Genomic DNA, 25,782 nt, shown 5'->3' with positions numbered 1-25,782 from the left:
GCCGCAGGGTGGTCAATGCCCGGACGACTCTTTGTGATTGTCGAGAGTTTCCAGCAACGCCACCTGCATCCGCGTATGCACACGAATGAACCATCGCCACAGCAGCGCCGCTACGGCGGCCGCGACCACGGCGATCAGCACCAGCAACTTGTTGGTCGGCAGAATACTGGCCGACAAGGCTGCCAACAGTAAAAAGATCACCAGCAGCGACAGGATCGGGATCACTTCGGCTATCACCCGGCGCACTCGCTGCGTGTGGCGCCCGGCCATCTCCGGCTTAACGCCCATTTCCGCCAGCAACATCGACAGTGCGTTTAGCTTGCGGTACGCCGCAATCAAAAACGGCAGCGATAACAACAGCGCCCCACCCCAGATCAACGCCTTTTGCCAGCTCGGATCGCTGATCCAGCCTTGCAGGTAAGCTGACATACGTTCGGCGAAGTACGCCCCCGAGAAGAAGATCGCGATCACGAGCGCCAGATTGACTCCTACCTGCAGCAAGATCCGCCGAATCATGGATGCCAGTAACGCCCTCTCACCCTGAGGCTGGATGCTGCGCAGCCATTCGCCGTACATCCCCAACACTCGTCCCACGCGTTCTGGCATGACGCCGGCGAGCTTGATCGACAATGGATCAGCCGCACGGATCAGATAAGGCGTCAGTAAGGTCGTGATCACCGAAACCGCCACAGCCACGGGGTATAAAAAGTTACTGGTGACCTGCAGCGTCATACCCAATGCCGCAATGATGAAAGAGAATTCGCCAATCTGTGAAAGGCCCATCCCGACCCGCAGCGAGGTGCGTCCGTCATTGCCGGCGATAAATGCACCAAGGCCGCAAGACAACATCTTGCCGAGCACCACGGCTACGGTGATTACGGCGATTGGCCAGGCGTATTGAAGCAGGATCGCGGGATCGAGCATCAGCCCGATGGCCACGAAGAAAATCGCACTGAAAAGATCACGAACCGGTTCAATCAAGCGTTCAATTTTCAGCAATTGCCGGGATTCAGCCATGATCGCGCCGATCAGGAACGCCCCGAGGACCATGCTGTATTCAAGCTTGACCACCAACAGACAGAAGCCAAAACACAGGCCCAGCACGGTAATCAGCAGCATTTCGTTGCTATCGAATCTGGCCACGTAGGCCAGCAACCGCGGCACCATCAGAATACCGATGACCAATGCGACGATCATGAACAGCGACAGCTTGCCGACTGTAGAAAACACTTCGCCGGAGCTGACCGTACCGCTGACGGCGATGCTGGATAACAGCGCGATGATGCCAATGCCCAGGATGTCTTCGACGATCAGCACCCCGAATATCAACTGGGCAAACCGCTCGTTTTTCAACTTCAGGTCGTTGAGCGCCTTGACGATAATGGTGGTCGAGGAAATCGCCAGAATCGCGCCGAGGAACAGTGAATCCATGGTGTTCCAGTCAAACCAGCGGCCAATTTCGTAGCCGATCCAGATCATCAGCACGATTTCCAGGAACGCCGCGATGAATGCCGTGGCCCCGACCTTGAACAGCTTGCGCAGGCTGAACTCCAGACCCAGGCAGAACATCAGGAATATCACTCCAAGTTCGGCCAGGGTCTTGATGGTTTCTTCGTCGTGGATCAGGCCGAATGGCGGGGTGTGCGGGCCAATGATGAAACCGGCGACGATGTATCCCAGCACCACGGGTTGTTTCAGCCGATGGAAGAGCACGGTTACCACGCCTGCGATCAACATGATCACTGCCAGATCCTGAATGAAACTGATGGCATGCATGGCGTGAGACTCCCTGGACGGCATTGCTCGATCCCCGAACATAGGAAAAATCTGATCGAGCAAAACAAAAATCGGAACTGCACGTAGGAAATGCCCTTGAGCCTGGGCTTTTTGCAGGGTAACACCGCGACTTCTGGCAGAAAGGCGGTGCAATATATGGAAACAGATCGATCCGGCGTGACGGCGACTCCGCACCCGGCGTCCCGATAACTGTTGGTTTGAAAAAACCGCCGAGGCACCCGCAGAGGTGCATCCCTCAAACCTGGCCTTGACCCGTGAGAATGCTATGGAACCCGGAAACGCCCAGCTGTCGATGACGGTATTGATGACCCCTGACATGGCCAACTTCTCTGGCAATGTTCACGGCGGCACCCTGCTCAAATACCTCGACGAAGTGGCCTACGCCTGCGCCAGCCGTTATGCCGGTCGCTATGTGGTGACCCTGTCGGTGGACCAGGTCATTTTCCGTGAGCCGATCCATGTCGGCGAACTGGTGACCTTTCTCGCCTCGGTCAACTACACCGGCAACACCTCCATGGAGGTGGGTATCAAAGTGGTGACCGAGAACATCCGCGAGCGCTCGGTGCGTCACACCAACAGTTGCTTCTTCACCATGGTTGCGGTGGATGACCAGCGTAAACCTGCATCGGTACCACCGCTGCAACCGCAGAACAGCGAAGACAAGCGCCGCTATATGCAGGCCCAACAGCGCCGGCAGATTCGCCAGGAGCTGGAAAAGCGCTATCAGGAAATCAAGGGCGACGCTTAAAGCTAAAGATCGCAGCCTGCGGCAGCTCCTACAACCAGGTCACATTCCCTTGTAGGAGCTGCCGCAGGCTGCGATCTTTCTGCCCAAATCTGATTAAAAACTGATCGAAGTCGCCTCGAACCGCACCCGCGGATGGGCAATCCGGTCCTGAGCCCGAACCAGCTCCAACTCGTAGCTGGCGCACGCCTGGGTTTCCAGCAGCACTTCATGCACCGCCGACGCCGTGAACTCGAACGCGGCCACCAGGCTGTCGCCCAACAGCACACGCGCCAGGAACAGCCCGGACGTCAGATCGCCCACGCCCACCGGCTGACGCGGGAACGCCAGCAACGGACGCTGCAAATGCCAGCTGCCTTCGGCCGTCACCAGCAGCATCTCGAAGGCCTCTGCCGATTTACCCGGGTAGTCCAGATGCTTGACCAGCACCGCTTTCGGGCCGCGCACCAGCAATGCACGCGCCATGGCCAGGCAATCGAACAGCGATTGCGGCTTGCGCCCGGAGAAGCTGTCCAGCTCCAGCTGGTTCGGGCACATGAAGTCCGCCACGGCGGCGGCCTCTTCCAACAGGAAATCACTGACTTCCGCCGGAACACTGCAGCCCTTCTCCGGATGCCCCATGACCGGGTCACACAGGTACAGCGCCTTGGGATTCATCGACTTGATCCGCGCCACCCCTGTCAGGATCGCCCGGCCCTGGGCCGCACTGCCGAGGTAACCGGAGAGCACCGCATCGCAGTTGCCCAGCTCGCCAATCGCCGCGATGCCTTCGACCAGGTCAGGTATCTGGTGCGGCGCCAGCACTTCACCGGCCCACTGACCGTACTGGGTGTGATTGGAGAACTGCACGGTGTTGAGCGGCCAGACATTCACCCCGACCCGTTGCATCGGGAAAACCGCGGCACTGTTGCCGGCGTGACCGAATACCACGTGGGACTGGATAGCGAGCAAATGCGGAGTACGTTTCATGCGGTGGATTTCCGTAAAACGATTGAAATTCTAGCCGCGCAGTATGCGACTAAACGCAGCCTGTACGACAGACCAGCGACACAGTTAAGCTGACACTATCTTGTTGGAGCACCCTGTGATGCTGACCCTTGGAAATATATTCGTGCTGATGCTGTTCGCCACTGCCGGCGCATGGCTATGGCACAACCACGGCTTGCGCGAGCGCGCGCTGGAGCGGGTCAAGCAGCATTGCGGCAAACTCGGGATCGAATTGCTCGACGGCAACGTAGCCTTGAAAAGAATCGCGTTCATCAGGGATGCCAGTGGTCGGCGACGTCTGGCCCGTGTATATAACTTCGAATTCACCGTGACCGGCGAAACCCGCCACAACGGCACCATCACCCAGTTCGGCGCTCACAGCGCACAGATTGAGCTGGCGCCCTACCCGGTCCCATTTGACGAAACCGAACCGGTGATCGACGTGGCGAAACCTCGTGCGCAAGTGATCGAGCTGAGCCAGTGGCGTCAGGAACATACCAAGTGGCGACCGTGATCCGTTAACTCGATTCGGATCGGCACGCAGCCAGTTCTTTCTGCAATAGCTCTGCATTCTGCGGCTCACTGAAAATCAGCTCGATACGCGAATCCTGCCGCCATTCACTGGGCCGCCAGTCCAGCACCGAGTTATCCACCGCGTTCGCCGAGACCCATCCGTGGGCACTGTGGATAACCAGCTTCGCCCGCTTCCAGCCAAGGCTTTCAAGCCAGCGGCCAACCTGCGCGGTATCAAACACCTGGCTCGAATGCCAGCGCCATCCGATGCTCCAGCCACCGTCCTGCTCCTGACTCAAGCAAATGGGCAATGCGGGATCGCTCCAGACGGCCGGCAGCTGCGCCAATCCCTTGGGCACGACGAAGTTATCCACACCTGCCAGTGCCTTGGCATTCAGCCCCGGTAACTTGCTCAAGGGTAGAACCGCCTGTTGCGTCCAGTACAGAGGGATCGGCGGCAATTGCCCGGCGATTCGCTGGCGACTTACTTCTTCGAGACCTTCAGATTTGTTCAGCAGCAACAATCCCGCATGGCTCAGCGCTTGCTGCTGCGCCTGCGGCAACGGTTTGCCTGCGGCAAGCGACTGGGCGTCCAGTACCAGTACACAAGGCTGAACAGCCAGCACGCCTTGCCACGGCGCTTCGCTCAATTGCCTGAGCAACTGCGCCGGATGCCCCAGCCCTGATGGCTCGATAAACAGGCGGTCCGGTTGCGCCTTGCGCAACAAACGCCCAAGACCAACCTGAAACGGCGCACCGTTGACGCAACACAAGCAGCCCCCGGCCACTTCGCCCAGTGCGATACCATCGGCGTCCCGGGTCAGTAGCGCAGCGTCGAGTCCGATCTGGCCGAACTCGTTGATCAACACCGCCCAGCGCTCGCCAGCCGGACGCTGAGCCAGCAGGTGTTTGATCAGGCTGGTCTTGCCGGCGCCCAACGGACCGGCAATGACATGAGTGGGGATATTCTGCAGCATGGTCGATGATTTCTGAGGAGGTGATGGATGCGGTTGATTGGCTTGTCGTTGCTCCTGGCACTCGTTTCAGGCGAGGTACTGGCCCAGGCTTGTGTGGTTCACAGCCAGGGCGAGCGGCTTGATGTCCAGGTTTGCCAGCAGAACCGCAACATCCCGCCAAAGCTCTTTGCCGATGGCTTCTGCCAGCCGAACCTGGCGGGGCAGAAAGTCGAAGTGCAGTATGTCGATCAATGCCCCGGCGGCGCATTTGGTATCTGCAGCAACGCCCAAGTCGCCAATATGCCCTACCGCCAGGATATTCACTATTACGGCGTTGCCTCCGACGCGGCGTATTTGCAGCCGTACTGCGAGGCCCAGAGCCAGGGCACCTGGCTCAAGCCCTGAAGCGCCAGTAGAGGATCAGGCAACCTCTTCGTACCAAGGGCCGAATGGATCAGGCAGCAAACTCCAGCCCTCTACGCCCAGCGCCATTTCCTCTTCAGTCAGCAGGCAGGCGTCCAGCTCGGCCGTGAGCTGCGTGAAGTCGATGTTCTGGCCAATGAATACCAGCTCCTGGCGACAGTCCCCGCTGTCGGCGGTCCAGTTTTTCATGATCCCGGCGGTACTTTCTGCGTCCTGCGGCCACTGGTTTTTCGGTACGAAACGCCACCAGCGCCCGGCAAAACCATAGCGCATCAAACCACCGGCCTGGGACCAGCTGCCAGCGTCCATGTGCTTGCTCGCCAGCCAGAAAAAGCCCTTGGAGCGCAGCAGCTTGCCGTTGTCCCAAGGACCGTCGATAAAGTTGAAGAAACGCTGCGGATGAAACGGTCGACGTGCCCGGTAAGCACTGGAAGCGATGCCGTACTCTTCGGTTTCCGGCACGTGTTCGCCGCGCAGCTCCTGCAACCATCCCGGTGCCTGGGCAGCCTTTTCGAAGTCAAAACGACCGGTGTTGAGAATCTTGTTCAAGGGGATTTCGCCCATCGCCATCGGAATGATTTCCGCCCGGGCGTTGAGCCGCTCAAGTATGGCGATCAGTTCCTCGCGCTCGTGGCTGCTGATCAAGTCGATCTTGCTGAGCAAAATCACATCGGCGAACTCGACCTGCTCAATCAGCAGATCGGTAATCGAACGCTCATCATCTTCCCCAAGTGTTTCTCCTCGGGAAGCCAGGCTTTCGGCAGCCTGGTAGTCGAGCAGGAAGTTCATGCCATCGACCACCGTGACCATGGTGTCGAGACGTGCGATGTCGTTGAGGCTCTGGCCGTTTTCATCGCGGAAGGTGAAGGTTTCCGCCACGGGCAGCGGTTCGGAAATACCGGTGGATTCGATCAGCAGATAGTCGAAGCGCCCCTCCCCGGCGAGCTGACTCACCTCCTCCAGCAAGTCTTCACGTAACGTACAGCAAATACACCCGTTACTCATTTCCACCAAGCGCTCTTCAGCCCGATTAAGGCTCACATCACGCTGAACTTCGGTGCCATCGACGTTGATTTCGCTCATATCGTTAACGATGACTGCCACTCGCAATCCATCGCGATTACGTAGTATGTAATTAAGAAGTGTACTTTTTCCGGCGCCTAAAAAGCCGGAGAGAACAGTCACGGGAAGTCGATTGGACATCTGCATATTCCTCACAGGGATGCCCGGTCGCTGCGTCGGGCTTACATAATGTTATACTGTTACAACACCAATAAACCATCCCCCTCTTGTCCGGCAGGGCAAAGGATACGATGCTGAACGCGTTCCTTTCCTGAGAAGCCCCATGCACAACGTCCTGAAACCTGCACTGATCATGCTTTCCCTGCTGGTGACTGCCGACGCGATGGCCCAAGTCCCGAGCCTGGCCAAGTGCACCCGCAGCGCCAACCTGCTGGCCTGTGTGGATGCGGATGGTAACGCCTACAGCGTCAACACCGTCGGCAGCACCATCTACCTGCGGGGTTTCGAAACGGCCGGAAAACGCTATTGGGCGCAGACCAACAGCCGCTACGGTCAGCTGACGTTTTTCACCGGTATCGCTTCCGATGGCGAGGCCTGGGTCGGTTACAACCGGCGCGTCGGCTGGACCACGATCAACCGGTTTTCCAGCTCCGGCGGCAGCAGCGCCAAGTTCACCTGCAGCCGGATCGCTGGCTGTTAGGCCGGCTTGTTTTTCTGCTCTTGCTGCCAGGCAAGGTAGCTGTTGATTGGCGGATTTTTCTGAAAGTAGCGCTGCAACCCTTCGAACAGACCGTCAGCCACCGCCTGCTGATGGCGTGCGGTCACCAGCCGCTGGCTGTCGCGGGCATTGGATATGAAGCCGGTTTCCACCAGGATTGACGGCACATCCGGTGACTTCAACACCGCGAACCCCGCCTGCTCCACACGCTTCTGATGCAAGGTGGTGATACCCGCCAGGCTACCGAGCACGGTATTGCCCAGCTCCAGACTGGCGGCGAGGGTGGCATTCATCGACATGTCGAGGATGACCCCGGCGAGCATCGGATCCTTGTCCTTGAGATTCAAAAGGCTCGTCGCTCCCAGCAGGTCCGCGCCATTCTCTCGCTGCGCCATGAAGCGCGCAGTGGCGGAGGTCGCCCCTCCTTCAGACAGGCAGTACACCGATGCGCCCGATGCCGTAAGACGCGGAGCCGCATCGGCATGCACCGAGATGAACATATCGGCATTGTGCTTGCGAGCGATGTCCACGCGCTTGCGCAACGGCACAAAGAAATCGTCATTGCGCACCAGTTTCACGTCGAATCCTTTTTCGCGTTTCAGACGCCTGGCCAGCAACTGAGCGATGGACAGCACCACATCTTTCTCACGTTCGCCCTTGGCCCCGATCGCCCCCGGATCCTTGCCGCCATGACCGGGATCGACCACCACGATGACGTCGCGCATGGGATGGGCCTTGGCTATGGCCACTGCTGGCTCCGCTGGAGACGACGATGGCAACGGCGCGCCGGTTTTCAGGTCGAGTACCAGCCGGTGCCCCTGCCCATCCTGGGGCGGCAGCAGGAAGCTGTTGAGCTGTACCGGCACGCTGAGGTCGAGGACGATCCGCGTATCACCTTTGCCGAAATGCCCGGAGCGAATCGAACGGATCACGCCATCACCCAGGGCCAACTGACTGAAGTCGCCGCTGAGGCCGGCGTCACTGAGGTCGATGATCAGCCGCTCTGGGGCACTCAGTGAGAAGGTCTTGTACTGCACGGGTCCACTCAGATCGAACACCAGCCTGAGCTTCCCATCCGAACGCCAAAGCCGTGCGTTACGAATTTGCGTAGCCACCGCGACGAAGGGTAAAGCGAAGGCCGCACTGGCCAGAATCAGGTTGAGCAAGTGGCGTCTGTGCATGATGAAGGCCTGTTCATGAAAAAGGCATCGTCGATTGTATCGTTATACTATAACATACCAAATCAACTCCCACGATGGACCTGCTCATGAATGCGCTGACTCTGCCGGATATCGCCGCGCAGGCCTCACGCCAAGCCCTGCCACTGGAGTGGGTGGGCATGTGCGGCATTGCTCTACCTGTTTTGTTTGATGGCCAACGATTGAATGCAAAGGTCGATGCCGGCGTGAGCCTCGACGATGGCAGCGCGCGCGGCATTCATATGTCACGGCTCTATCTGGCGCTTGAATTGCTGGAGCAGGAAAACCTTTCACCGGCTTTATTGCGTCGGGTTTTGCAGCGTTTTCTTGAAAGCCATGAAGGGTTGTCCAGCAGCGCACACCTAACCATTCATTCCGATTTGTTGCTGAAAAGGCCGGCGCTGATCAGTCCACTGGCTGGCTGGAAAAGCTATCCGGTCATCATCGAAGCACGGTTGAAAAACGCGATGTTCCACGTGGAACTAAAAATCGATGTGCCTTATTCCTCAACCTGCCCGTGTTCCGCAGCCCTTTCTCGACAGTTGATTCAGCAGCAGTTCGTCGATGATTTCGCCAACAAGTCACTGCAACACGCCGACGTTTTAGCGTGGCTCGGTTCCACCGACGGCATCGTCGCTACACCTCACAGCCAACGCAGCAGCGCAAAGTTGCGCGTACGGTTGGCTGACTTTTTGGACGAGTTTCCTCTGATCGCCGTCATCAATGACGCCGAAGCCGCACTCGGCACCGCCGTTCAAACAGCGGTAAAGCGCGCCGACGAACAGGCCTTCGCCCTGGCCAATGGTCAGAACCTGATGTTCTGCGAGGACGCCGCACGCCGTTTGAATCTGGCCCTGAAAAGCTCCACAGGCATCAACGCCTTCCACATTCATGTCACTCACGCTGAAAGCCTGCACGCCCACGACGCCGTCGCCGAAAGCCGCTTCAACTGGGAGGTCGCATGATTGCTTGCCACGCTTTGCGCTGGGGCGCACCGGGACAGCCACTCACACCCGCGCTGGACTTCGAACTGTCGAAGGGCAGCCTGACCGCCATCATCGGTGCGAACGGCTCCGGGAAAAGCAGCCTGTTGAAGGTCATCGCCGGCTTGCAAAAACCGTTGGCCGGAAAGGTGCGACTGAGTGTTCCAATCAAGGGCGGTGTGTCGTTCCTGCCCCAGCAACAACACCTGGACAGGCAATTTCCGATCAGCCTTCAGGCATTGGTCGCCGCCGGTTTCTGGGGCAACAAACAGTCACCAGGTATCCGTAGCCAACGACTGAAAACCGTCCTCGAAAACTGGTTCCTCAACGGCCTGGAAGATCGACCCTTGATGGCCCTCTCCGGCGGCGAATTGCAACGCGCCCTGCTCGCCCGATTGAGCCTGACCGACGCACCCGTGCTGTTGCTCGATGAACCCCACGCGGCCCTCGATGAACTCGGCCAGGCATTGCTCTGGAAGCACATACACGATTGGCACCTCGAAGGCCGGACACTGGTGATCGTATGCCATGACCTGGCCGCTGTCCGCGAGCACATCCCCTACACGTTGCTGATCAAAAGCAGCGGTTGTGCATTCGGTCCGAGCACCGAACTGATCCACCAACAACCACAGGCGCGGGTGGCCTGATGATCGCTGCCACGCATCTTTGGCAACCGTTCCAGGAGTTCGTCTTCATGCGTCGGGCGCTGCTCGGCGGACTGGTGTTGGCGTGCAGCACGGCACCACTTGGGGTGTTTCTGATCCTGCGGCGCATGAGTCTGATCGGCGATGCCGTCGCCCACGGCATCCTTCCCGGGGCGGCGCTGGGTTTCTGGTTTGCCGGGTTGAGCCTCCCGGCGTTGACCATCGGCGGCCTCGGTGCCGGCCTGAGCATGGCCGGCCTCGCGGCCTGGATTACCCGACGCACCGGCCTGCGAGAAGACGCCAGCCTCGCGGCGATCTACCCGATTTCCCTGGCCGGTGGCGTGCTGATTCTCGGCATCGCCGGCAAACGCCTGGACCTGTTGCACCTGCTGTTTGGCTCGGCTTTGGCTGTCGACGGCCCGACCTTGACCGGCATGCTTTGGGTCTCGGGCCTGAGCCTGATTGCCATGACACTGATCTACAAACCACTGCTGCTCGACACCCTCGACCCGCTTTTTCTGCAGACCGTCAGCCGACTCGGCCCACTGGCCCACGGCGTTTTCCTGACGCTGGTGGTGTTGAATCTGGTCATCGGATTCCAGGCGATCGGCGCGTTGATGGTCGTCGGCCTGATGATGTTGCCTGCCGCCGCGGCACGTTTCTGGAGCCGCCGCCTGCCGGTGCTGATCGTCGTCGCGGCCTTGCTCGGCAGCCTCTCGGTGTGGCTCGGTTTATTGATCTCGTTCTATTACTCACTGCCCAGTGGCCCGGCAATCGTGCTGGTAGCCGGCGGTGGGTATCTGTTGTCCGTGGTGTTCGGACCGGTGCACGGCTTGCTGCGCCGCCCGCCTTTGCTCACATCCCAATGAGGTGTTACCCGATGCGCGCTTTACTCGTGCTGTTCAGCTTGATGGTGTCGATGTCGCTGTCTGCCGCCGAAAAACTCCAGGTGGTCACCAGTTTCAGCATCCTTGCCGACATGACCCGCCAGGTCGGCAAGGATCATATCCAGATCACCAACATGGTCGGCCCGGACGCGGATGCCCATACCTATGAGCCGACACCGGACGACGCCAAGGCGCTGCTCAAGGCCAGACTCATCATCAAGAACGGTCTGGGTTTCGAGCCTTGGCTGGATCGCCTGGTGACGAGCACCGAGACCAAAGCACCGGTCATCAGCGCAAGCCACGGAGTCATACCGCGTAACCTGGATGAAGACGGTGAAACCGTTCCCGACCCGCATGCCTGGCACAACCTGGCGAACACCGAGTTGTACATCGCCAACATAACCAAGGCGTTGATCGCCGCGGACCCGGCAAACACAGCTGACTATGAGCGCAACAGCCAGGCATACCTGAAACAGGTCTACGCCCTGCTCGCCGAAGCCAAGGCCAAGCTCGGCTCACTGCCACCGGGCAACCGCAAGGTCGTGACGTCCCATGACGCCTTCGGTTATCTCGGCCAGGCCTACGGCATCGAGTTCATGGCACCTCAAGGTCTCTCCACCGAGCGCGAACCTTCAGCCGCCGAAGTGGCCGCACTGATCACCCAGATTCGTCAGGCCAAGGTCAAGGCGGTGTTTATGGAGAACATCAAGGACGCGCGCCTGCTCAAGCAGATCGCGGATGAAAGCGGCGCGCAGATCGGCGGCACGCTGTACTCCGATGCCCTCGCGGCGAGCGGTCCGGCCAGCACCTTCACCGGGTTGTTCGAGTACAACCTCAACACCCTGTACAACGCTCTGAGCAAGCCATGATCCGCAAGAACCCTTCCGGAGATTTACCGCTGATTGCCGAGTCGGCCTACGTCGACAAGACAGCAATCATCTGCGGCAAAGTGGTGATCGGCGAGAACGTGTTCGTCGGGCCCTATGCCGTGATCCGTGCTGACGAAGTCGATGACTCAGGCGACATGCAGCCGATCACCATCGGCGCCAACTCGAATATCCAGGACGGCGTGGTGATCCACTCCAAATCCGGTGCGGCGGTCACCATCGGCGAGTTCAGTTCCATCGCCCACCGCTCGATCGTGCATGGTCCCTGCACCGTGGGCAATCGAGTGTTCATTGGCTTCAACAGCGTGCTGTTCAACTGCGTGGTCGGTGACGGTTGTGTGGTGCGGCACAACTCGGTGGTCGATGGTCGTGACCTGCCTGAAGCCTTCTATGTGCCCTCCACCACGCGGATCGGCCCCAACACCGACCTCTCGCAATATCCACCGGTGAGCGTCAGTGCCTCGGAGTTTTCCGAAGACGTGGCGCGCACCAACGTCGACCTGGTGCGCGGCTACAAAGCCCTGCAAAACGAGTTCTGACGCAGGTGGCCAAAAACAGCCATCGTGTCAGGACAAATTGCCTGGCACGACAAACGTCTTAATGTTTATCCCTACGGTTTATGCGATAACGCTCGTTAGAAGCACCTGAGTACGCCGACCATGATCCAGATCACCCTGTCCGACGGTTCATTGCGTGAGTACGACCAGCCGCTGTCCGTGCACGAGGTGGCTGCCAGCATCGGCCCCGAACTGGCCATCGCGGCTGTAGCGGGCCGAGTCAATGGTGTGCTGGTGGACTGTGAATACATGATCGAGGCGGATGCCCGGGTCAGCATTGTCACCCCCCGGGAGCCGGACGGCCTGGAGATCTTGCGCCGTTCCTGTGCCTTGATGCTGGCGATGGCGGTCAAGCAACTCCACCCACATGCGCAAATGCGTGCGGGCAAGGAATTGGGCGACGGGTTCTTTTACGAGTTTGCCGTCGAGCCACCGCTGACCGCGGCAGACCTGCCCCTCATCGAAGCGCGCATGCAATCACTGGCAGCGACCAATCACTCGATCCGTCGACGGCCGGTGCGCGAAGCAGTGTCGCTGTACCGGCTGGGGGACACCGAGTACCAGAGCCATGGACCGCATGTCCCCACCACCAAAGTCTTGCAGGCGTTTACCCTCGACCACATCAACGGCACGTTACAACAACGGATCTACGGCACCTGCTGGTCCAGCCATCAGGAACTGCAACAGTGGCGCGTTCCACCCCACGTGGTCGTTGTGAGCATGGATGATCGCCAGGCGACTTATGCACAAGCGGTGACCGAATCCTTGCGCCAACGGGGCGTACGCGCCAGGGCCGACCTACGTAACGAAAAGGTTCACTACAAGATTCGCCAGCACAGCCAGACCGTGCCGTATCTGGTGGTGGTGGGCGAGAAAGAACAAGCTGGGGGATTTGTCAGTGTGCGCAGCCGCACGGGGGAAGATTTTGGCCGGATGCCTGTCGAGGCGGCGTGTGAATGGTTGAGTCGGCCCGAGATTTAGGAAGGCCGTGCGGACGCCTTCGCGAGCAGGCTCGCTCCCACATTGATGGTGTGTCGATCACCAATCCCCTGTGGGAGCGAGCCTGCTCCGGGCGGCGTTCCGACGAAGCTTTTTAAGCTCTTGGCTTCACAGTACCGCAATCCTGCCCCAGCCAGACCGCGCGGGATTCGAGGCTGCCCTTCTGCTGAATGCCGGTGGCGTTGAACGTTCCGTTGACCTTGGTGGTGAACTCGCGATCACTGAGGAATGTCGCCACGCCCGCACCCTGGGCTTTCGGGCAACTGAAACGGAACTTCCACTGATTGCCGGAGCGGTCGGTGATTTCCTGCTTGCAGCCCGACTGCGGATCGGTCAACGGAATGTTGTCGGTCTTGACCTGTTCCGGGGTCAGGCACGCCCGGATCCCTTTACCGCCCATGGTGATGCCCTGTTTTTCCAGCATTGCACGCTGCTCAGGGGGCATCTGGCTCTGGAGCTGACCGAGGATCAATTGCAGGTCCGGCATGTTCTGTTCATCGACCTTCATGTTGCTCGTAGTCAGCTCCCACAATCCTGGTTGCAGCATTTGCGCGTGAGCCGCCACAGGAAGTGCCAAACCCAGTGCCATGGCCAAACCCAGCAGACGAACGTTCATCGAGTAACTCCTGATCAGTAGTGGCCGTTAGACGTCAGCCGCAGGCTTCGGTTCATGGGCCAATTAATTAGCGACATTCTGCACGGAACATGGTCTGTTAAGCACTGAATCTTCAGGAGCAAGGCAGCCCCATGGATTATTTCGGACCGCATATTTTCGGTTATACCATCGCCCTGCTGCACTCGCTGGGCCTGATCGCGGCCATACACGCCGTGTTGACCGTGCGTACCGCCCAAGGCTCGATCGCCTGGGCGCTGTCGTTGTTTTTCATCCCTTACTTCACGCTGATCCCGTACCTGATGTTCGGCCGCAGCACCTTCGATGGCTACATCAAGGCCCGGCGGCAGGCCAACGAAGAAATGCGCAAGGCCGTTTCCGAACTCAATTGGCGACCCTGGATAGAAGAGGCGCTCACTGCCCGCGCTTCCTCTGCATACGCCTCACTCAGAGCGATGCCCAAGCTCGGACACATGCCCTGCCTGGCCAACAACCAAATGCGTCTCTTGATCAACGGTCAGAACACGTTCGAGGCCATTTTCGATGCCATCAGCCAGGCGAAAGAAGCCGTGCTGATCCAGTTTTTCATCGTTCACGACGACCGCCTCGGCCAGCGCCTGCAAAACCTGCTGTTGAAGAAAGCCGCCGAAGGCGTGGCGATTTACCTGTTATATGACCGAATCGGCAGCCATTCCCTGCCCCACGGCTATGTGCAGGCCTTGCGTGATGGCGGGGTCGAGGTCAAAGCCTTCGCCACCCGCAGTGGCTGGCTCAATCGCTTTCAGGTGAACTTCCGCAACCACCGCAAGATCGTGGTGGTGGACGGCATTCTGGGCTTCGTCGGCGGGCACAACGTCGGTGACGAATACATGGGCGAGAAACCGCCCCTGGCGCCCTGGCGCGATACCCACGTACAAGTGCGCGGGCCGGTGGTGGCGTGCATGCAGGAGTCTTTCGCCGAAGACTGGTTCTGGGTGGCTCGTGCACTGCCGCCGCTGATCCTGCCGGAGGTCTATCCGGAAGACGGCGTGCTGTGCCAGCTGCTCGCCAGCGGGCCGGCAGACGCCTACGAAACCTGTTCATTGTTCTTTGTCGAGGCCATCCACGCGGCGACCGAGCGGGTCTGGATTACCAGCCCGTACTTCATCCCCGACGAAGCCGTATTCGCTGCTTTGCGCCTGGCAGTACTGCGCGGAGTGGATGTGCGCCTGCTGTTGCCGTCCCGGCCCGACCACCGAATCGTCTACGCCGCCTCCAGCCTCTACGCCTTCGAAGCGGTGCGCGCGGGTGTGCGGGTGTTCCGTTACCAACCCGGGTTCCTGCATCAGAAAGTGGTATTGATCGACAGCGAAATCAGCGCCATCGGCAGTGCCAACATGGACAACCGTTCGTTCCGATTGAATTTCGAAGTGATGTTGCTGACTGTCGACCGCGCATTCGCCGCCGAGGTAGAGCAGATGCTCAACGATGACTTTGCCAACGCCCACGAAATCGCCAAAGAAGAAGGCCGGGAGACCCGCCGCGTCCAACAGGTCGGCATGCGGGTCGCCCGGCTTATTTCGCCGATTCTCTAGAGGTAGATATCGTCACGGGTCCATGGCAGTTCATGACTGCCATCGGCGTGGGCCTTCACTGCGAGAATCTGGTGCAGGTTGATCCAGCCGCGAGCGAACGCGTAGGCGCAACCTGCCAGGTAAAGCCGCCAGATGCGCAGGACTTGTTCCGGCACCAGTTTGGAGGCCGCCTCGAGATTGTCCTCCAACCGTTCGCTCCAGTGATCGAGCGTGCGAGCGTAGTGCAGGCGCAAACTCTCGACATCGACGATTTCCAGCCCCGCCTCACTGATCTCGGCAGAAATCATCGACAGGTGCGGCAGCTCGCCGTTGGGGAACACATATTTCTCAATGAATTCACCGGCACCGCGCCCCACCGGACGGCCGTCAGTGTATTTGGCGGTGATTCCGTGGTTCATCACCAGGCCGCCCTCTTTCACCGCGTCGAACAGGGTCTTGCAGTACTCGGCAAGATTGGCGTGGCCGACGTGTTCGAACATGCCGACGCTGACCACTTTGTCGAAACGGCCATCTTGCGGCAGATCGCGATAGTCGAGCAGTTGCAGTTCGACCAGGTCCTCCAGGCCTTCCGCTTTTACGCGTTCCCGGGCCAGGGCCAGTTGCTCCTTGCTGAGGGTTATACCAAACACTTTCGCGCCAAACTCCCGCGCTGCATAACGCGCCAATCCGCCCCAACCGCAACCCACATCCAGCAGATATTCACCAGGCTGCAGGCGCAGCTTGCGGCACAAATGACGGAACTTGGCTTGCTGGGCCTGCTCGAGGCTTTCACTGCCGGTCTCGAAGTAAGCGCAGGAATACGCCATGTCGCTGTCGAGCCACAGCTGATAGAACGCGTTGGAAAGGTCGTAGTGGTAGGAAATCGCCTTGGCGTCTGTCTCTTTGTCGTGGGCGCTACGAACAGGCAGATTGTCGTCGTCTTCGTCCAGCAACGCCTGGCTCCACTCATCGCAGACGCGGATCACATCGCTGATGGAGCCTTCCAGTTCCAGTTTGCCTTCGACAAATGCAGCGCCAAGGGCATCCAGGCTGGGATGGGTAAACTGGGTGACCATTTGTGGGTCCTTGACCACAATCGTGACACTGGGCGTCGGCCCCAGATTGAGTTCATGGCCATCCCAGAGTCTCAGGCGAAGCGGTAATTGCAGATTCTGTAAGGCCGGTGGAAGATGCGCGAGCATGGAGAAGCCCCCTTGTTTCAGACGTCTAAACAGAGGGTAGACCATCTTTGAAAAATAGCTGGCTATCGAATTAATAGCCGTTTTCAATGATTCGCGACGCCTGCACCTGCCGCCGCGAACGCACAAAATGATGTGCCCTCATCTCCAATGACTACGAACCGGGCGCACAGTTCTAAAAAGTTGAAGCCCCCGTGATTACCCGGTTTAGAGCGTTCGCCTTCAGGATTCGTCCTTGAGCTTGAGCAACGGCTCCTGGAACCGCAGCAAACGACCGGCGTTGCCCAACACCAACAAGGTGCTGAGGTTATGCAGCAACGCCGCAATCATCGCCCCGGCAGCGCCAAGCCAGCCGAATGCGGCGAAGGCTACGATCGCCAGGGTCCAGCCCAGTCCGATGATCACATTGACCTGCAACGTCTGACGGCACTGACGACTCAGGCGCACGCAGGTGCCGAGGCGGCGCAGGTCACTGCCGATCAGCACGATGTCAGCCGATGCCAGGGCGATGTCCGCACCACCCGCGCCCATGGCCACACCGACTACTCCAGCCTTGAGGGCCAGGGAGTCGTTGATGCCATCGCCGACCACCATCGGCCGGAAGCCGCTGTCGATTTCCTTGAGCACGCGGTTGAGTTTGTCTTCGGGCAAGGCTTGCGCTTCGACGTCACTGATCCCGACATCCCGGGCCAGCGTTTGCGCGACGCTGTGCCGGTCACCGGTGAGCAACAACTGGCGGCCCAACCCCAGATCACGCAACTCACCCAAGGCAAACTGCGCCTCGGGTTTGACGCTGTCCGCCAGCAACAGCCAGGCAAGAAACTCCCCGTTGAGCGCCAGCCCGGCAATCGGACCGTCGTGATCGGGAACCGCCGTCGTACTGATGCCCAGTTGTGCGAACAACTCCGGCCGGCCGAGTGCCGCTTCGCCCTGCCCGGTCATCGCCACCACACCGAGGCCCTGGCGCTCACGAATGTCGGAAAGCAGCAGGAAATGCTCCTGGGTCACTAACCCCGCGAGCGCACGGCTGACCGGGTGACTGCTGGCCGAGCCGAGGCTGGCGGCGAGCTTCAGGACATGGCTGCGATCTACCAGCGGACTGTCGATGGATTGCAGGCGCAGGGTGCCGAATGTCAGCGTCCCGGTTTTGTCGACTACCAGCGAGGTCAGGTCCGCCAACTCTTCAAGGAACGCGGAGCTGCGGATCAGAATGCCGTGGCGCGCCGCCACTGCCACTCCGGCAATCGCCGTGGCCGGTGCCGACAACACCAGCGCACAAGGGCAGGCCGCCACCAACACCGCGAGCATCGCTTGAGCGTTGTTGGTGATGAACCAGGTCACCGCCGCCAACAGCAACACCAGCACCATATAACTGCCGGCGTAACGCTCCAGCAGACGAGTGATCGGCGGCTTCGAGCGCTCGGCGTTTTGCATCAGGGCGATGACTTTGCCGAGGGTCGACTCATGGCCGGTACGGGTCACTTCGATTCGCAGCAAACCGTCGAGGTTAATTGCGCCACCGAACACCGACATGCCGACGTCCGCCTCCATCGGCACCGATTCGCCGGTAATGGAGGCCGTATCGAGACTGGCCTGACCGGACAATACCCGGCCATCCGCCGGCACCCGGTCACCGGCTCGCACCTCGACCAGATCGCCCGCCTTGAGCGTGCCGTTGTCGACTTCGATGATGGAGCCGTCCACCTGCACCTTGCGTGCGTGGCTGCGGGTCAGTTTGCCGAGGGCGTGAATCGCTTCCTGGGAGCCGATCACGCTGCGCTCTTCCAGCACGTGGCCGAAGATCATGATGATCGGCAACAGCGCCGCCGTCAGCAGATCTCCGGTGGCCCAGGCACCCAGCATGGCCAGGGCAATCAATTGATCGGTGATGCCATGCAGACTCGGATATCGCACGCTGTACCAGGCCGAGCGCATGACCGGCACGGCAACCAGCAGTGACGCAAAACCCAGCAGCAGCTGACTGACGCCAGTCTGCTCCGGCGCAAGCCAACGCCAGATCAGGCCCAGCGCAAGCAGGCCCAACGCGAGCATGGCCAGGGTCAACTGACGCGCGGCGCGGCGCTGTTCGGCCGAAGACAGCAGGCTCGGCACGGCGGCGGTTTGAGCGGTCATTGTGCAGCTCCCTGAATGATCAGGCGGGAATCGTCTTTGGGATCAACCGTCGTGACCGATCCGGCCTGACCGAGAATTTTCGGCATCCGCTCGCGGTAAATCCGCAGCAGCATTTGCGGGTCGGTACCTTGCAGTTGCGCCTTGGCCAGGCTCAACACGGTGGCCGTATCAGCCGACGCCTTGGCCAATCGTTCACTCGCCTGGGCATGGGCCACTTGCAGCGTACGGTCGGCTTGCTCGTTGGCGGTCTGCGTCAGCTTCTCCGCTTCGGTGCGCGCATTGGCGACAGCCTTATCGGCTTGCTGGCTGGCCGTCAGTACCGCATTGAAAGCGTTCACCGCAGGACTTGGCAGACTCGATTGCACATCGACCCGCGCCACTTCGATCCCCAAGCCCTGCCCGGTTGCAGTGAGTTCGGCCAGCCGTTGATTGATGCCCTGCACCAGATCACCACGCAAGCGCTCGCGTCTTTGGGCCGCCTGGCTATCGGCACCGATCAATTCCGGACGAGCAACCAGAATAGTGTCCAGATCCCGTGCAGCCGTGAGCGCGACCGCGCTGCGGGTTACCAGTCGGTCCAGCGCCGGCAACACATGTTCGCCCTGGAGCACGAATGCATAGGGCTCGGTGACTTTGTAGAAAACCCGCACATCCAGTTGCACCACACCGGCATCACCCGTTAACAGGTAGCCTGAGCCTGCGAGGGCATCGCTGATGGGCGTGGCAAAACTAGCCACGCGATCTGCCTGCATCGCGGCACCACTGCGCAACAGACTGTCCACTCGCCGCTCGATCACTCGGTCCGCCGCCGGCAACAAAATCACCTGCTCGAAGGGTTGCGGCCAGGCCAATAACAACCCGGCATTCTGAATGCGATCCAGCGCGCCGAAATGCAAAACCACGGCGCGATTTTGTGGATCGATCTGCCGCACGTTGGAAAACGCCCACGCCAATGCCGCTAAAACCGTCACCGCGTACAGGGCGAGAAACGCCAATCGCCCGGCCTGAATCCAGGGACTGCTCAACTCATTTGTTCCACGTGGAACCAAACTCATGGCTGCGATCCGGACTTGTTATCGAGGCTCGGCGGACCATCAACCAACACCCGGAACGGCGCGGCATCGGTGCGCAGAATCAGCTTGGTCCCCGGCGTCACCACCGTGCCCAGGGTGTCGAGCGAGCGCAGCAGGTTGTAGAGCTGCGGCGATCCCGCATAGGCGCGACCGTAAATCTGCGCTGCTTCGACGCGCGATTGCGCTTCGATATCTGCCGCTTTCACTGTGGCATCGGCCTGCACGATCCGCGCATCACGTTCGGCGGCGGAACGAATTTGCGCGGCTTCACGCTTGCCGATCGCCGTGCGCTCAGTAGCGATGGTTTCACGCTCGGCACGCATCCGGTCGACCGTCGCGGTGAGCGTCACCGACGGCAGCGTCAATCGTTCGATACCGACCTGCAACACGCGCACACCATAAGTGGTGAGCAGCTGCTGATCGATTTGCTTGCGCAGTTGTGCTTCGAAATCGGCGATGCGCACCTGGCTGGCATCGGTGTTCACCAGATTTGCCAGATCAAAACTGCTGGCGGTGGTTTCCAGTGCGGAGCCGACAAAGGTGCGAATCTGCCGCGCGGCTTCATCGGGCTGGTTCTGCACCGCGCGCATGAAACGTTGCACGTTGTCCGGATCACCCTGCACCTGCCACGCCACGTAGGCCTGAACGATGATGCGCAAACCGTCCCGCGTGCCGACATCCTGCAAGCCGCTGGACGTGGTGCGCAGCCGCAGATCCACCGGGATCGCCGCCTCGAACGGTGCCGGCCAGCGCCAGCCAAGTCCCGGTTCCAGCAAGACTCGTGAAGGGTTGCCGAAGCGTGTGATCACTGTGGCTTCCCCTGAACGCACCTGCACCAGGCTCGCGGCGGCGACTGCAAACGCCACCAGCAATGCCGCCCAACCCATCCGGCGCCACGGGAATGGACCGGCCTCTTGCGGATCGCCGTGATGATGGTGATGGCCGTGGTGGTGGTGCCCGCCATGGCCGTGATCGTGGCCGGCGTGGTCATCGTGATCGTGAGTATGGGACTGGCTCAATTGGCAGCTCCTGGCTGAGCGGTTTTACGCGACGGCGCAGGGTCAACCGGCAGCGTGAACGTACGGAGGTCGATGGTCGGCGCATTGCTGCTGCCGCCCAGTCGATGATCGAGCACCAGCAATTTGGCGTTGGCCAAACCCTGGGACAACTGGCTGAAATACTGCTCCAGCACGAAGGCCTGGCCAGCGCTGGCATAAGCTTTTTGCTCGGCGTTGAATTTCAGGTCCGCGGCCTCGGCGCCAGCATTGATCTCACGGGCGCTGGCCGTCGCCTGATCGCGGGCGATGCTGGCCTGCAACTGCGCCTGATTAGTGGCCTCGGCGGCGGCGCCGCGTTCGCGGGCGATCAAGGCTTGCGCGCCAATCTGCGCCGCTTGCACACCGTGATAGGCATTGGCTGCACCGGCCGGAGGGTGAATCGCCTCGACCACCGTGGCGAGAATTTCCACGCCGCTATCGAGTTTTTGCAGGTCCGCCTGCACCGCGCGGCCGATCTCTTCGGCCAGCCCTACCCTGTCCTCGCCCAGCAAACCGTCGAGAGTGCGCGAGGCGAAGTCGTGAACCAGGATTCGGCTGGCGGTGCTGCGAATCAACATCGGCACGTCGGCACTGTTATAGGTCGCAGACAACGCCGCCTGATCGCTCAGACCGATGCGATAGACGAAGCGCACGTCCATGTTGACGATCTGAAAGCTCTGCTTGTCGGCTCGGCTGCTGGCAATCACCTGGGATTTGTCGTTCACATGGCTGGCGTCCCACAAGCGGTTGGCAATCGCCGGGGCCGGGCCTTCGGCGGGGTCGGCCTGAGCGGGGGTCGAGGTTTCGCCAACACTGGTGGCCAATTCGTGAACCACGCCATTCTCGACGCTCAACACCCGGCCCAATGGCCATGGCAAGCCCATATGCAAACCTGGGCCGAACACCTCAACCGGCTTGCCGAAGCGCTCGTAGATTCCACGCCCTTGCAGGGCAATTTGGTGAATGCCGGTCAGCGACCAGCCAACCAGCGCAACCACCGCCAACACCGGCAGGAACGCCCGACGCATGTAAGAGAAGGCCCAGATCTGCCGCAGGTCGATGCCGAAGCGGTTATGTAATTCGTGCTGCAACGCCAGCAATGGCTGCGGTGGCCAGCGCAGCATGTCAGCGACAAAACTACGTGCCAACAACTCCGGCTCAAGACGATCGCGGCGTGGGCTGAACAATGACAACAGCGCGCGCAGCAACAATTCTGCCGCCACCAGCCCCGGCAGCAGACCGATCAACACAGCCAGACGTACAGGCCATAACGAGGTTTCATCGGCAAACAACAGACAAAAAGCACCGAGCACCAGGCTGATGATCGCCACACGGATCAATTGCGCCAACGTAGCGGCTTCAGGCCATTGCGCGGTGTTTTCCTGCGCCAGATGGCGTTCCATCACCAACAGGCCAAACGCCAACAACAAGAAGCACGCCGCCCCGACAGTAGCCGACAGGCCCAGCGCTGCCGGGGGCAACGTGAGGTTCCAGGCTTGTTCGACGCCCAATACCGCCAACAATGCCCAGCTGCCAAGCCACAACGTTGGCGCACCAATTTGCCCGACCAGGTGCTGCGATTGCCGGCTGATCCGGTCCAGCAAACGTTCATACCACCCCGAAGGTGCGACAGACTCGTCGACAACCACCACCGGCACTACGGGATTCATGGCGCGGGCACGCCACTGGGTTACCCACCAGGCCGATTGCAAACCGGCCATCAACACCACAGACGCAGCGCTCAGGTTCAGCAGCAACGCCGGCCACAGTGTTTGCGAGGAAAACAGCCCGGCAAAAAGCGCCAGCAGCACACCCACCGTCGCGAATACGCCCGCACCGATGGCGAACCGGCGCAACCGCCGCCCTTGAATGAACGCCTGCTGAAAGCGCGGCAACCCGGCTAACGGCGCTTCATCAACATCGAGATCGACTTGCATACCACCCCAGAGTGTCTTCGCTTACAGGACAATTCGTTACGATATAACGAAAGTGGTGAAATTTCCGTACTCACGCGCGCTATCTAAAGATTCCCAACCTGTCGCTTACCTGAAGCCTTGACCGAAATGCGACAGAACGCACATATTACGTTCGTAATTTTATCCGGAAACTACTTTTACCGATCCTTCCCCTTTCGATCCAGGAGTACATCCATGAGCACTTATGACGTCGTGATACTTGGCGGAGGCCCCGGCGGTTACAACGCGGCGATCCGCGCCGGACAACTGGGTCTGAAAGCAGCCTGCGTGGAAGGACGCGCCACACTCGGCGGCACCTGCCTGAACGTCGGCTGCATGCCATCCAAGGCATTACTGCATGCCTCCGAACTGTACGACGCGGCCATGGGCGCGGAATTCGCCAACCTGGGGATCGACGTCAAACCCAGCCTCAACCTCGCCCAAATGATGAAGCAAAAGGATGAAAGCGTTACCGGGCTGACCAAGGGCATCGAGTTTCTTTTCCGCAAAAACAAAGTCGACTGGATCAAGGGTTGGGGCCACATCGACGGGCCTGGCAAAGTCACGGTGACCGATAGCGCCGGCGGCAAGACTGAGTTGAACGCCAAGGACATCATCATCGCCACCGGCTCCGAGCCCACGCCCCTGCCCGGCGTGGACATCGATAACAAACGCATACTCGACTCCACCGGCGCCCTGGCGCTGACCGAAGTGCCCAAGCATCTGGTGGTGATCGGCGCCGGCGTGATCGGTCTTGAGCTGGGTTCGGTATGGCGGCGCCTGGGGGCGCAGGTAACGGTGGTCGAGTTTCTCGACCGGATTTGTCCCGGCGTGGACATCGAAGCCGGCAAAACCCTGCAGCGTTCCCTGAGCAAGCAAGGCTTGAGTTTCAAATTGAGTTCAAAAGTGACCAGCGCCACCACCTCCGCCTCCGGTGTGCAACTCAGCATCGAGCCTGCCGCTGGCGGTGCTGCCGAGTTGCTGGAAGCAGATTACGTGCTGGTGGCCATCGGGCGCCGGCCTTATACACAGGGCCTGGGCCTGGAGAACGTCGGCCTCGCGACGGACAAACGCGGCATGCTCGCCAACAAGGGACATCGAACCGAAGCCGCCGGGGTCTGGGTGATTGGCGACGTGACCTCGGGTCCCATGCTCGCGCACAAGGCCGAGGACGAAGCCATGGCTTGCGTCGAGCAGATCGTCGGCAAGGCTGGCGAGGTCAATTACGACCTGATCCCCAGCGTGGTCTACACAAGACCGGAGCTGGCCAGTGTCGGCAAGACCGAAGAGCAGCTCAAGGCTGAAGGCCGAGCGTACAAGGTCGGCAAGTTTCCCTTCACCGCCAACAGCCGGGCGAAGATCAACCATGAAACCGAAGGCTTCGCCAAAGTACTGGCCGATGAGCGCACGGACGAAGTCCTCGGCGTGCATCTGGTCGGCCCGAGCGTCAGTGAAATGATTGGCGAGTATTGCGTGGCCATGGAATTCAGCGCCTCGGCCGAAGACATCGCCCTGACCTGCCACCCACACCCGACCCGCTCAGAGGCCTTGCGCCAGGCGGCGATGGATGTGGAGGGGATGGCGACGCAGATGTAAGACAAATGACTGGCGGTTACGGGCGGCGTTCCGACGAAGGCAGACGACTCGGTCTAAAGCGGCAGATGCTCCAGCGGCAACGCCCCCGGCGCCTTCACCGTATGAATCGCAAAATTGCTGCGGATGTCGCTCACCCCCGGCAGCTTCAACAAACGCCCGGTGAGAAACCGGTCATAGGCACGCAAGTCCGGCACCACCACCTGCAGCAGAAAGTCCGACTCCCCTGACACCAGAAACGCCGAAATCACCTCGGGCAATGCCGTCACCGCCAAGCGAAAGGCTTCGGCTTGTTCATCGTTATGACGCTCGACCTTGACCCCGACAAACACCGTCAGCCCTAACCCCACCTCATCGCGATCCAGATTGGCCTGGTAGCCGCGAATCACCCCCGCGTCTTCAAGCATCCGTACCCGGCGCAAGCAGGGTGACGCCGACAGGCCGATCTCGTCTGCCAGTTGCACATTGCTCAGGCGTCCATCCCGTTGCAGCGCGGCAAGGATCTTGCGGTCATAGGCGTCGAGTTTCATGGTTTGGCAGATCCCGATGGTTCAAACGAAAGAAAGTGGCAGATTATGCCAATACAGCGTCCGATAGAAGCCGACAACGCAAGCACCTGCCCTGCCCTTCAGCCCTAGACTGGCACCACCGAATCGACAACGAATGGGGTGCAACGTGGAAGGACTCTGGCTGTTTTTCATGGCACTGGCAGTGGTCTATCTGTTGCCGGGGCCTGACATGATCCTGCTGTTGCAGACCGGTGCCCGCCAGGGCAAAGGTGCCGCGCTGGCCACGGCTATGGGGTTAGGCATTGCCCGGGGTTGTCATGTGGCATTGGCGGCACTGGGGCTGGCGGCACTGTTCAAGGCGGCGCCCTGGACCTTCGATGTGGTGCGCCTGACAGGCGCCGCGTACTTGCTGTGGATCGGCATTCAGTGCCTGCGAACCACGATGCTGCCGAGCCTGACCAGTACCGACACAACCGGCGAAAAACCGCGCTGGGGCGCAGCCATCCGGCGCGGACTGCTGACCAACCTGCTCAACCCCAAGGCACTGTTGTTCTGCTCGGTGCTGCTACCGCAATTCATCAACCCAGAGGCCGGACCGGTGCTCGGGCAATTTGCGACGTTGGGCGTGGTGCTGGTCGCTGTCGGTTTGCTGTTCGACAGTGCTTACGCCCTGGTCGGTGCGGCACTGGGCCGTTGGCTGCAACGCAGCCCTTCAGCCCAGCGCCTGCAACAATGGTTGTTCGGCAGCCTGTTGATCGGTTTCGCCGTGCGGCTGACCTTTGTGCAACAGGCTTGAACC

Annotated in this window: 25 protein-coding genes; 13 read left to right on the top strand and 12 right to left on the bottom strand. The window is 60.3% G+C overall.

The window, feature by feature from the left end:
• Positions 1–12 precede the first annotated feature (12 nt).
• Entirely contained in the window at positions 13–1,776 is a 1,764-nt protein-coding gene (locus KW849_RS23885) for a cation:proton antiporter (protein ID WP_218431529.1), read from the bottom strand.
• 286 nt (positions 1,777–2,062) lie between these two features.
• Between KW849_RS23885 and KW849_RS23880 the strand changes: the two genes are divergently transcribed.
• Positions 2,063–2,545 (top strand): acyl-CoA thioesterase, encoded by a 483-nt coding sequence (locus KW849_RS23880; protein WP_007934430.1) that lies wholly within the window; start codon positions 2,063–2,065, stop codon positions 2,543–2,545.
• Between the two features lie 93 nt (positions 2,546–2,638).
• Here the strand turns inward: KW849_RS23880 and pdxY are convergent, their stop codons facing one another.
• Entirely contained in the window at positions 2,639–3,511 is an 873-nt protein-coding gene (gene pdxY, locus KW849_RS23875; RefSeq protein WP_218431528.1) for a pyridoxal kinase PdxY, read from the bottom strand.
• A 118-nt stretch (positions 3,512–3,629) separates the two neighbouring features.
• On the opposite strand from pdxY, the gene KW849_RS23870 reads away from it, so the two are divergent.
• Entirely contained in the window at positions 3,630–4,043 is a 414-nt protein-coding gene (locus KW849_RS23870) for a DUF3301 domain-containing protein (protein ID WP_108218833.1), read from the top strand.
• 4 nt (positions 4,044–4,047) lie between these two features.
• Here the strand turns inward: KW849_RS23870 and KW849_RS23865 are convergent, their stop codons facing one another.
• Positions 4,048–5,019 carry a GTP-binding protein gene (locus KW849_RS23865; protein ID WP_218431527.1) on the bottom strand — a complete coding sequence of 324 codons (972 nt, stop codon included), beginning with the start codon at positions 5,017–5,019 and terminating at the stop codon, positions 4,048–4,050.
• 27 nt (positions 5,020–5,046) lie between these two features.
• Here KW849_RS23865 and KW849_RS23860 point away from each other — a divergent pair, with 27 nt between their 5' ends.
• Positions 5,047–5,403 (top strand): NADH:ubiquinone oxidoreductase, encoded by a 357-nt coding sequence (locus tag KW849_RS23860; protein ID WP_218431526.1) that lies wholly within the window; start codon positions 5,047–5,049, stop codon positions 5,401–5,403.
• Between the two features lie 15 nt (positions 5,404–5,418).
• Here the strand turns inward: KW849_RS23860 and zigA are convergent, their stop codons facing one another.
• Entirely contained in the window at positions 5,419–6,624 is a 1,206-nt protein-coding gene (gene zigA / locus KW849_RS23855; RefSeq protein WP_218431525.1) for a zinc metallochaperone GTPase ZigA, read from the bottom strand.
• A gap of 142 nt (positions 6,625–6,766) precedes the next feature.
• Here zigA and KW849_RS23850 point away from each other — a divergent pair, with 142 nt between their 5' ends.
• Positions 6,767–7,144: a glutamine synthetase gene (locus KW849_RS23850; protein ID WP_218431524.1), complete on the top strand. Its 378-nt coding sequence runs from the start codon at positions 6,767–6,769 to the stop codon at positions 7,142–7,144.
• On the opposite strand, the gene KW849_RS23845 is transcribed toward KW849_RS23850, so the two are convergent.
• The gene (locus tag KW849_RS23845; protein ID WP_218431523.1) at positions 7,141–8,343 is read right to left on the bottom strand and encodes an N-acetylmuramoyl-L-alanine amidase; all 1,203 of its coding nucleotides are present in this window, start codon (positions 8,341–8,343) and stop codon (positions 7,141–7,143) included. The genes KW849_RS23850 and KW849_RS23845 overlap by 4 nt on opposite strands.
• 86 nt (positions 8,344–8,429) lie before the next feature.
• On the opposite strand from KW849_RS23845, the gene folE2 reads away from it, so the two are divergent.
• The 6 genes from folE2 (at position 8,430) to KW849_RS23815 (ending at position 13,300) form a co-directional block, all read left to right on the top strand.
• Positions 8,430–9,326: a GTP cyclohydrolase FolE2 gene (gene folE2 / locus KW849_RS23840; RefSeq protein WP_218431522.1), complete on the top strand. Its 897-nt coding sequence runs from the start codon at positions 8,430–8,432 to the stop codon at positions 9,324–9,326.
• Complete coding sequence (locus tag KW849_RS23835) at positions 9,323–9,991, top strand: metal ABC transporter ATP-binding protein (protein ID WP_218431521.1); 669 nt, start codon at positions 9,323–9,325, stop codon at positions 9,989–9,991. Before folE2 ends, KW849_RS23835 begins: the two co-directional genes overlap by 4 nt.
• The gene (locus KW849_RS23830; protein WP_218431520.1) at positions 9,991–10,857 is read left to right on the top strand and encodes a metal ABC transporter permease; all 867 of its coding nucleotides are present in this window, start codon (positions 9,991–9,993) and stop codon (positions 10,855–10,857) included. Before KW849_RS23835 ends, KW849_RS23830 begins: the two co-directional genes overlap by 1 nt.
• An 11-nt stretch (positions 10,858–10,868) precedes the next feature.
• Positions 10,869–11,744, top strand: a complete 876-nt coding sequence (locus KW849_RS23825; protein ID WP_218431519.1) for a metal ABC transporter substrate-binding protein — start codon at positions 10,869–10,871, stop codon at positions 11,742–11,744.
• A complete protein-coding gene (locus tag KW849_RS23820) occupies positions 11,741–12,301 on the top strand; it encodes a carbonate dehydratase (protein ID WP_057712685.1) in 561 nt (186 codons plus the stop codon). Before KW849_RS23825 ends, KW849_RS23820 begins: the two co-directional genes overlap by 4 nt.
• Before the next feature lie 120 nt (positions 12,302–12,421).
• Positions 12,422–13,300, top strand: coding sequence for a His/Gly/Thr/Pro-type tRNA ligase C-terminal domain-containing protein (locus tag KW849_RS23815; RefSeq protein ID WP_218431518.1), 879 nt, complete (start codon positions 12,422–12,424; stop codon positions 13,298–13,300).
• 112 nt (positions 13,301–13,412) lie between these two features.
• Here the strand turns inward: KW849_RS23815 and KW849_RS23810 are convergent, their stop codons facing one another.
• On the bottom strand, positions 13,413–13,934 hold the full coding sequence (locus KW849_RS23810) for a DUF3617 domain-containing protein (RefSeq protein ID WP_218431517.1): 522 nt from the start codon (positions 13,932–13,934) through the stop codon (positions 13,413–13,415).
• A gap of 131 nt (positions 13,935–14,065) precedes the next feature.
• On the opposite strand from KW849_RS23810, the gene cls reads away from it, so the two are divergent.
• Entirely contained in the window at positions 14,066–15,505 is a 1,440-nt protein-coding gene (gene cls / locus KW849_RS23805) for a cardiolipin synthase (protein ID WP_218431516.1), read from the top strand.
• Here the strand turns inward: cls and cfaB are convergent.
• The 5 genes from cfaB to hflK (KW849_RS23780) all read right to left on the bottom strand — a co-directional run bounded on the left by cfaB (position 15,502) and on the right by hflK (KW849_RS23780) (position 22,863).
• Positions 15,502–16,686, bottom strand: a complete 1,185-nt coding sequence (gene cfaB / locus KW849_RS23800) for a C17 cyclopropane fatty acid synthase CfaB (RefSeq protein WP_218431515.1) — start codon at positions 16,684–16,686, stop codon at positions 15,502–15,504. The two genes, cls and cfaB, sit on opposite strands and share 4 nt — an antisense overlap.
• Positions 16,687–16,905: 219 nt before the next feature.
• Positions 16,906–18,816, bottom strand: coding sequence for a cation-translocating P-type ATPase (locus tag KW849_RS23795; RefSeq protein ID WP_218431514.1), 1,911 nt, complete (start codon positions 18,814–18,816; stop codon positions 16,906–16,908).
• Positions 18,813–19,871 carry a protease modulator HflK gene (gene hflK, locus KW849_RS23790; RefSeq protein WP_218431513.1) on the bottom strand — a complete coding sequence of 353 codons (1,059 nt, stop codon included), beginning with the start codon at positions 19,869–19,871 and terminating at the stop codon, positions 18,813–18,815. The genes KW849_RS23795 and hflK (KW849_RS23790) overlap by 4 nt, the downstream gene beginning before the upstream one ends.
• Positions 19,868–20,908 carry a protease modulator HflC gene (hflC, locus tag KW849_RS23785; RefSeq protein ID WP_108218817.1) on the bottom strand — a complete coding sequence of 347 codons (1,041 nt, stop codon included), beginning with the start codon at positions 20,906–20,908 and terminating at the stop codon, positions 19,868–19,870. The genes hflK (KW849_RS23790) and hflC overlap by 4 nt, the downstream gene beginning before the upstream one ends.
• Complete coding sequence (gene hflK, locus KW849_RS23780) at positions 20,905–22,863, bottom strand: protease modulator HflK (protein WP_218431512.1); 1,959 nt, start codon at positions 22,861–22,863, stop codon at positions 20,905–20,907. The genes hflC and hflK (KW849_RS23780) overlap by 4 nt, the downstream gene beginning before the upstream one ends.
• A 213-nt stretch (positions 22,864–23,076) precedes the next feature.
• Here hflK (KW849_RS23780) and lpdA point away from each other — a divergent pair, with 213 nt between their 5' ends.
• Positions 23,077–24,477, top strand: a complete 1,401-nt coding sequence (gene lpdA, locus KW849_RS23775) for a dihydrolipoyl dehydrogenase (protein WP_218431511.1) — start codon at positions 23,077–23,079, stop codon at positions 24,475–24,477.
• Between the two features lie 53 nt (positions 24,478–24,530).
• Here lpdA and KW849_RS23770 read toward each other — a convergent pair whose 3' ends face one another.
• Positions 24,531–25,004 carry an Lrp/AsnC family transcriptional regulator gene (locus tag KW849_RS23770; protein WP_218431510.1) on the bottom strand — a complete coding sequence of 158 codons (474 nt, stop codon included), beginning with the start codon at positions 25,002–25,004 and terminating at the stop codon, positions 24,531–24,533.
• 145 nt (positions 25,005–25,149) lie between these two features.
• Between KW849_RS23770 and KW849_RS23765 the strand changes: the two genes are divergently transcribed.
• Entirely contained in the window at positions 25,150–25,779 is a 630-nt protein-coding gene (locus KW849_RS23765) for a LysE family translocator (RefSeq protein WP_218431509.1), read from the top strand.
• Positions 25,780–25,782: the final 3 nt, after the last annotated feature.

This window comes from Pseudomonas sp. PDM26 (assembly GCF_019219185.1).
Lineage (GTDB): Bacteria > Pseudomonadota > Gammaproteobacteria > Pseudomonadales > Pseudomonadaceae > Aquipseudomonas.
The sequence above is the reverse complement of the archived record's forward strand: the minus strand, read 5'-3'. Positions and strand labels throughout refer to the sequence as shown.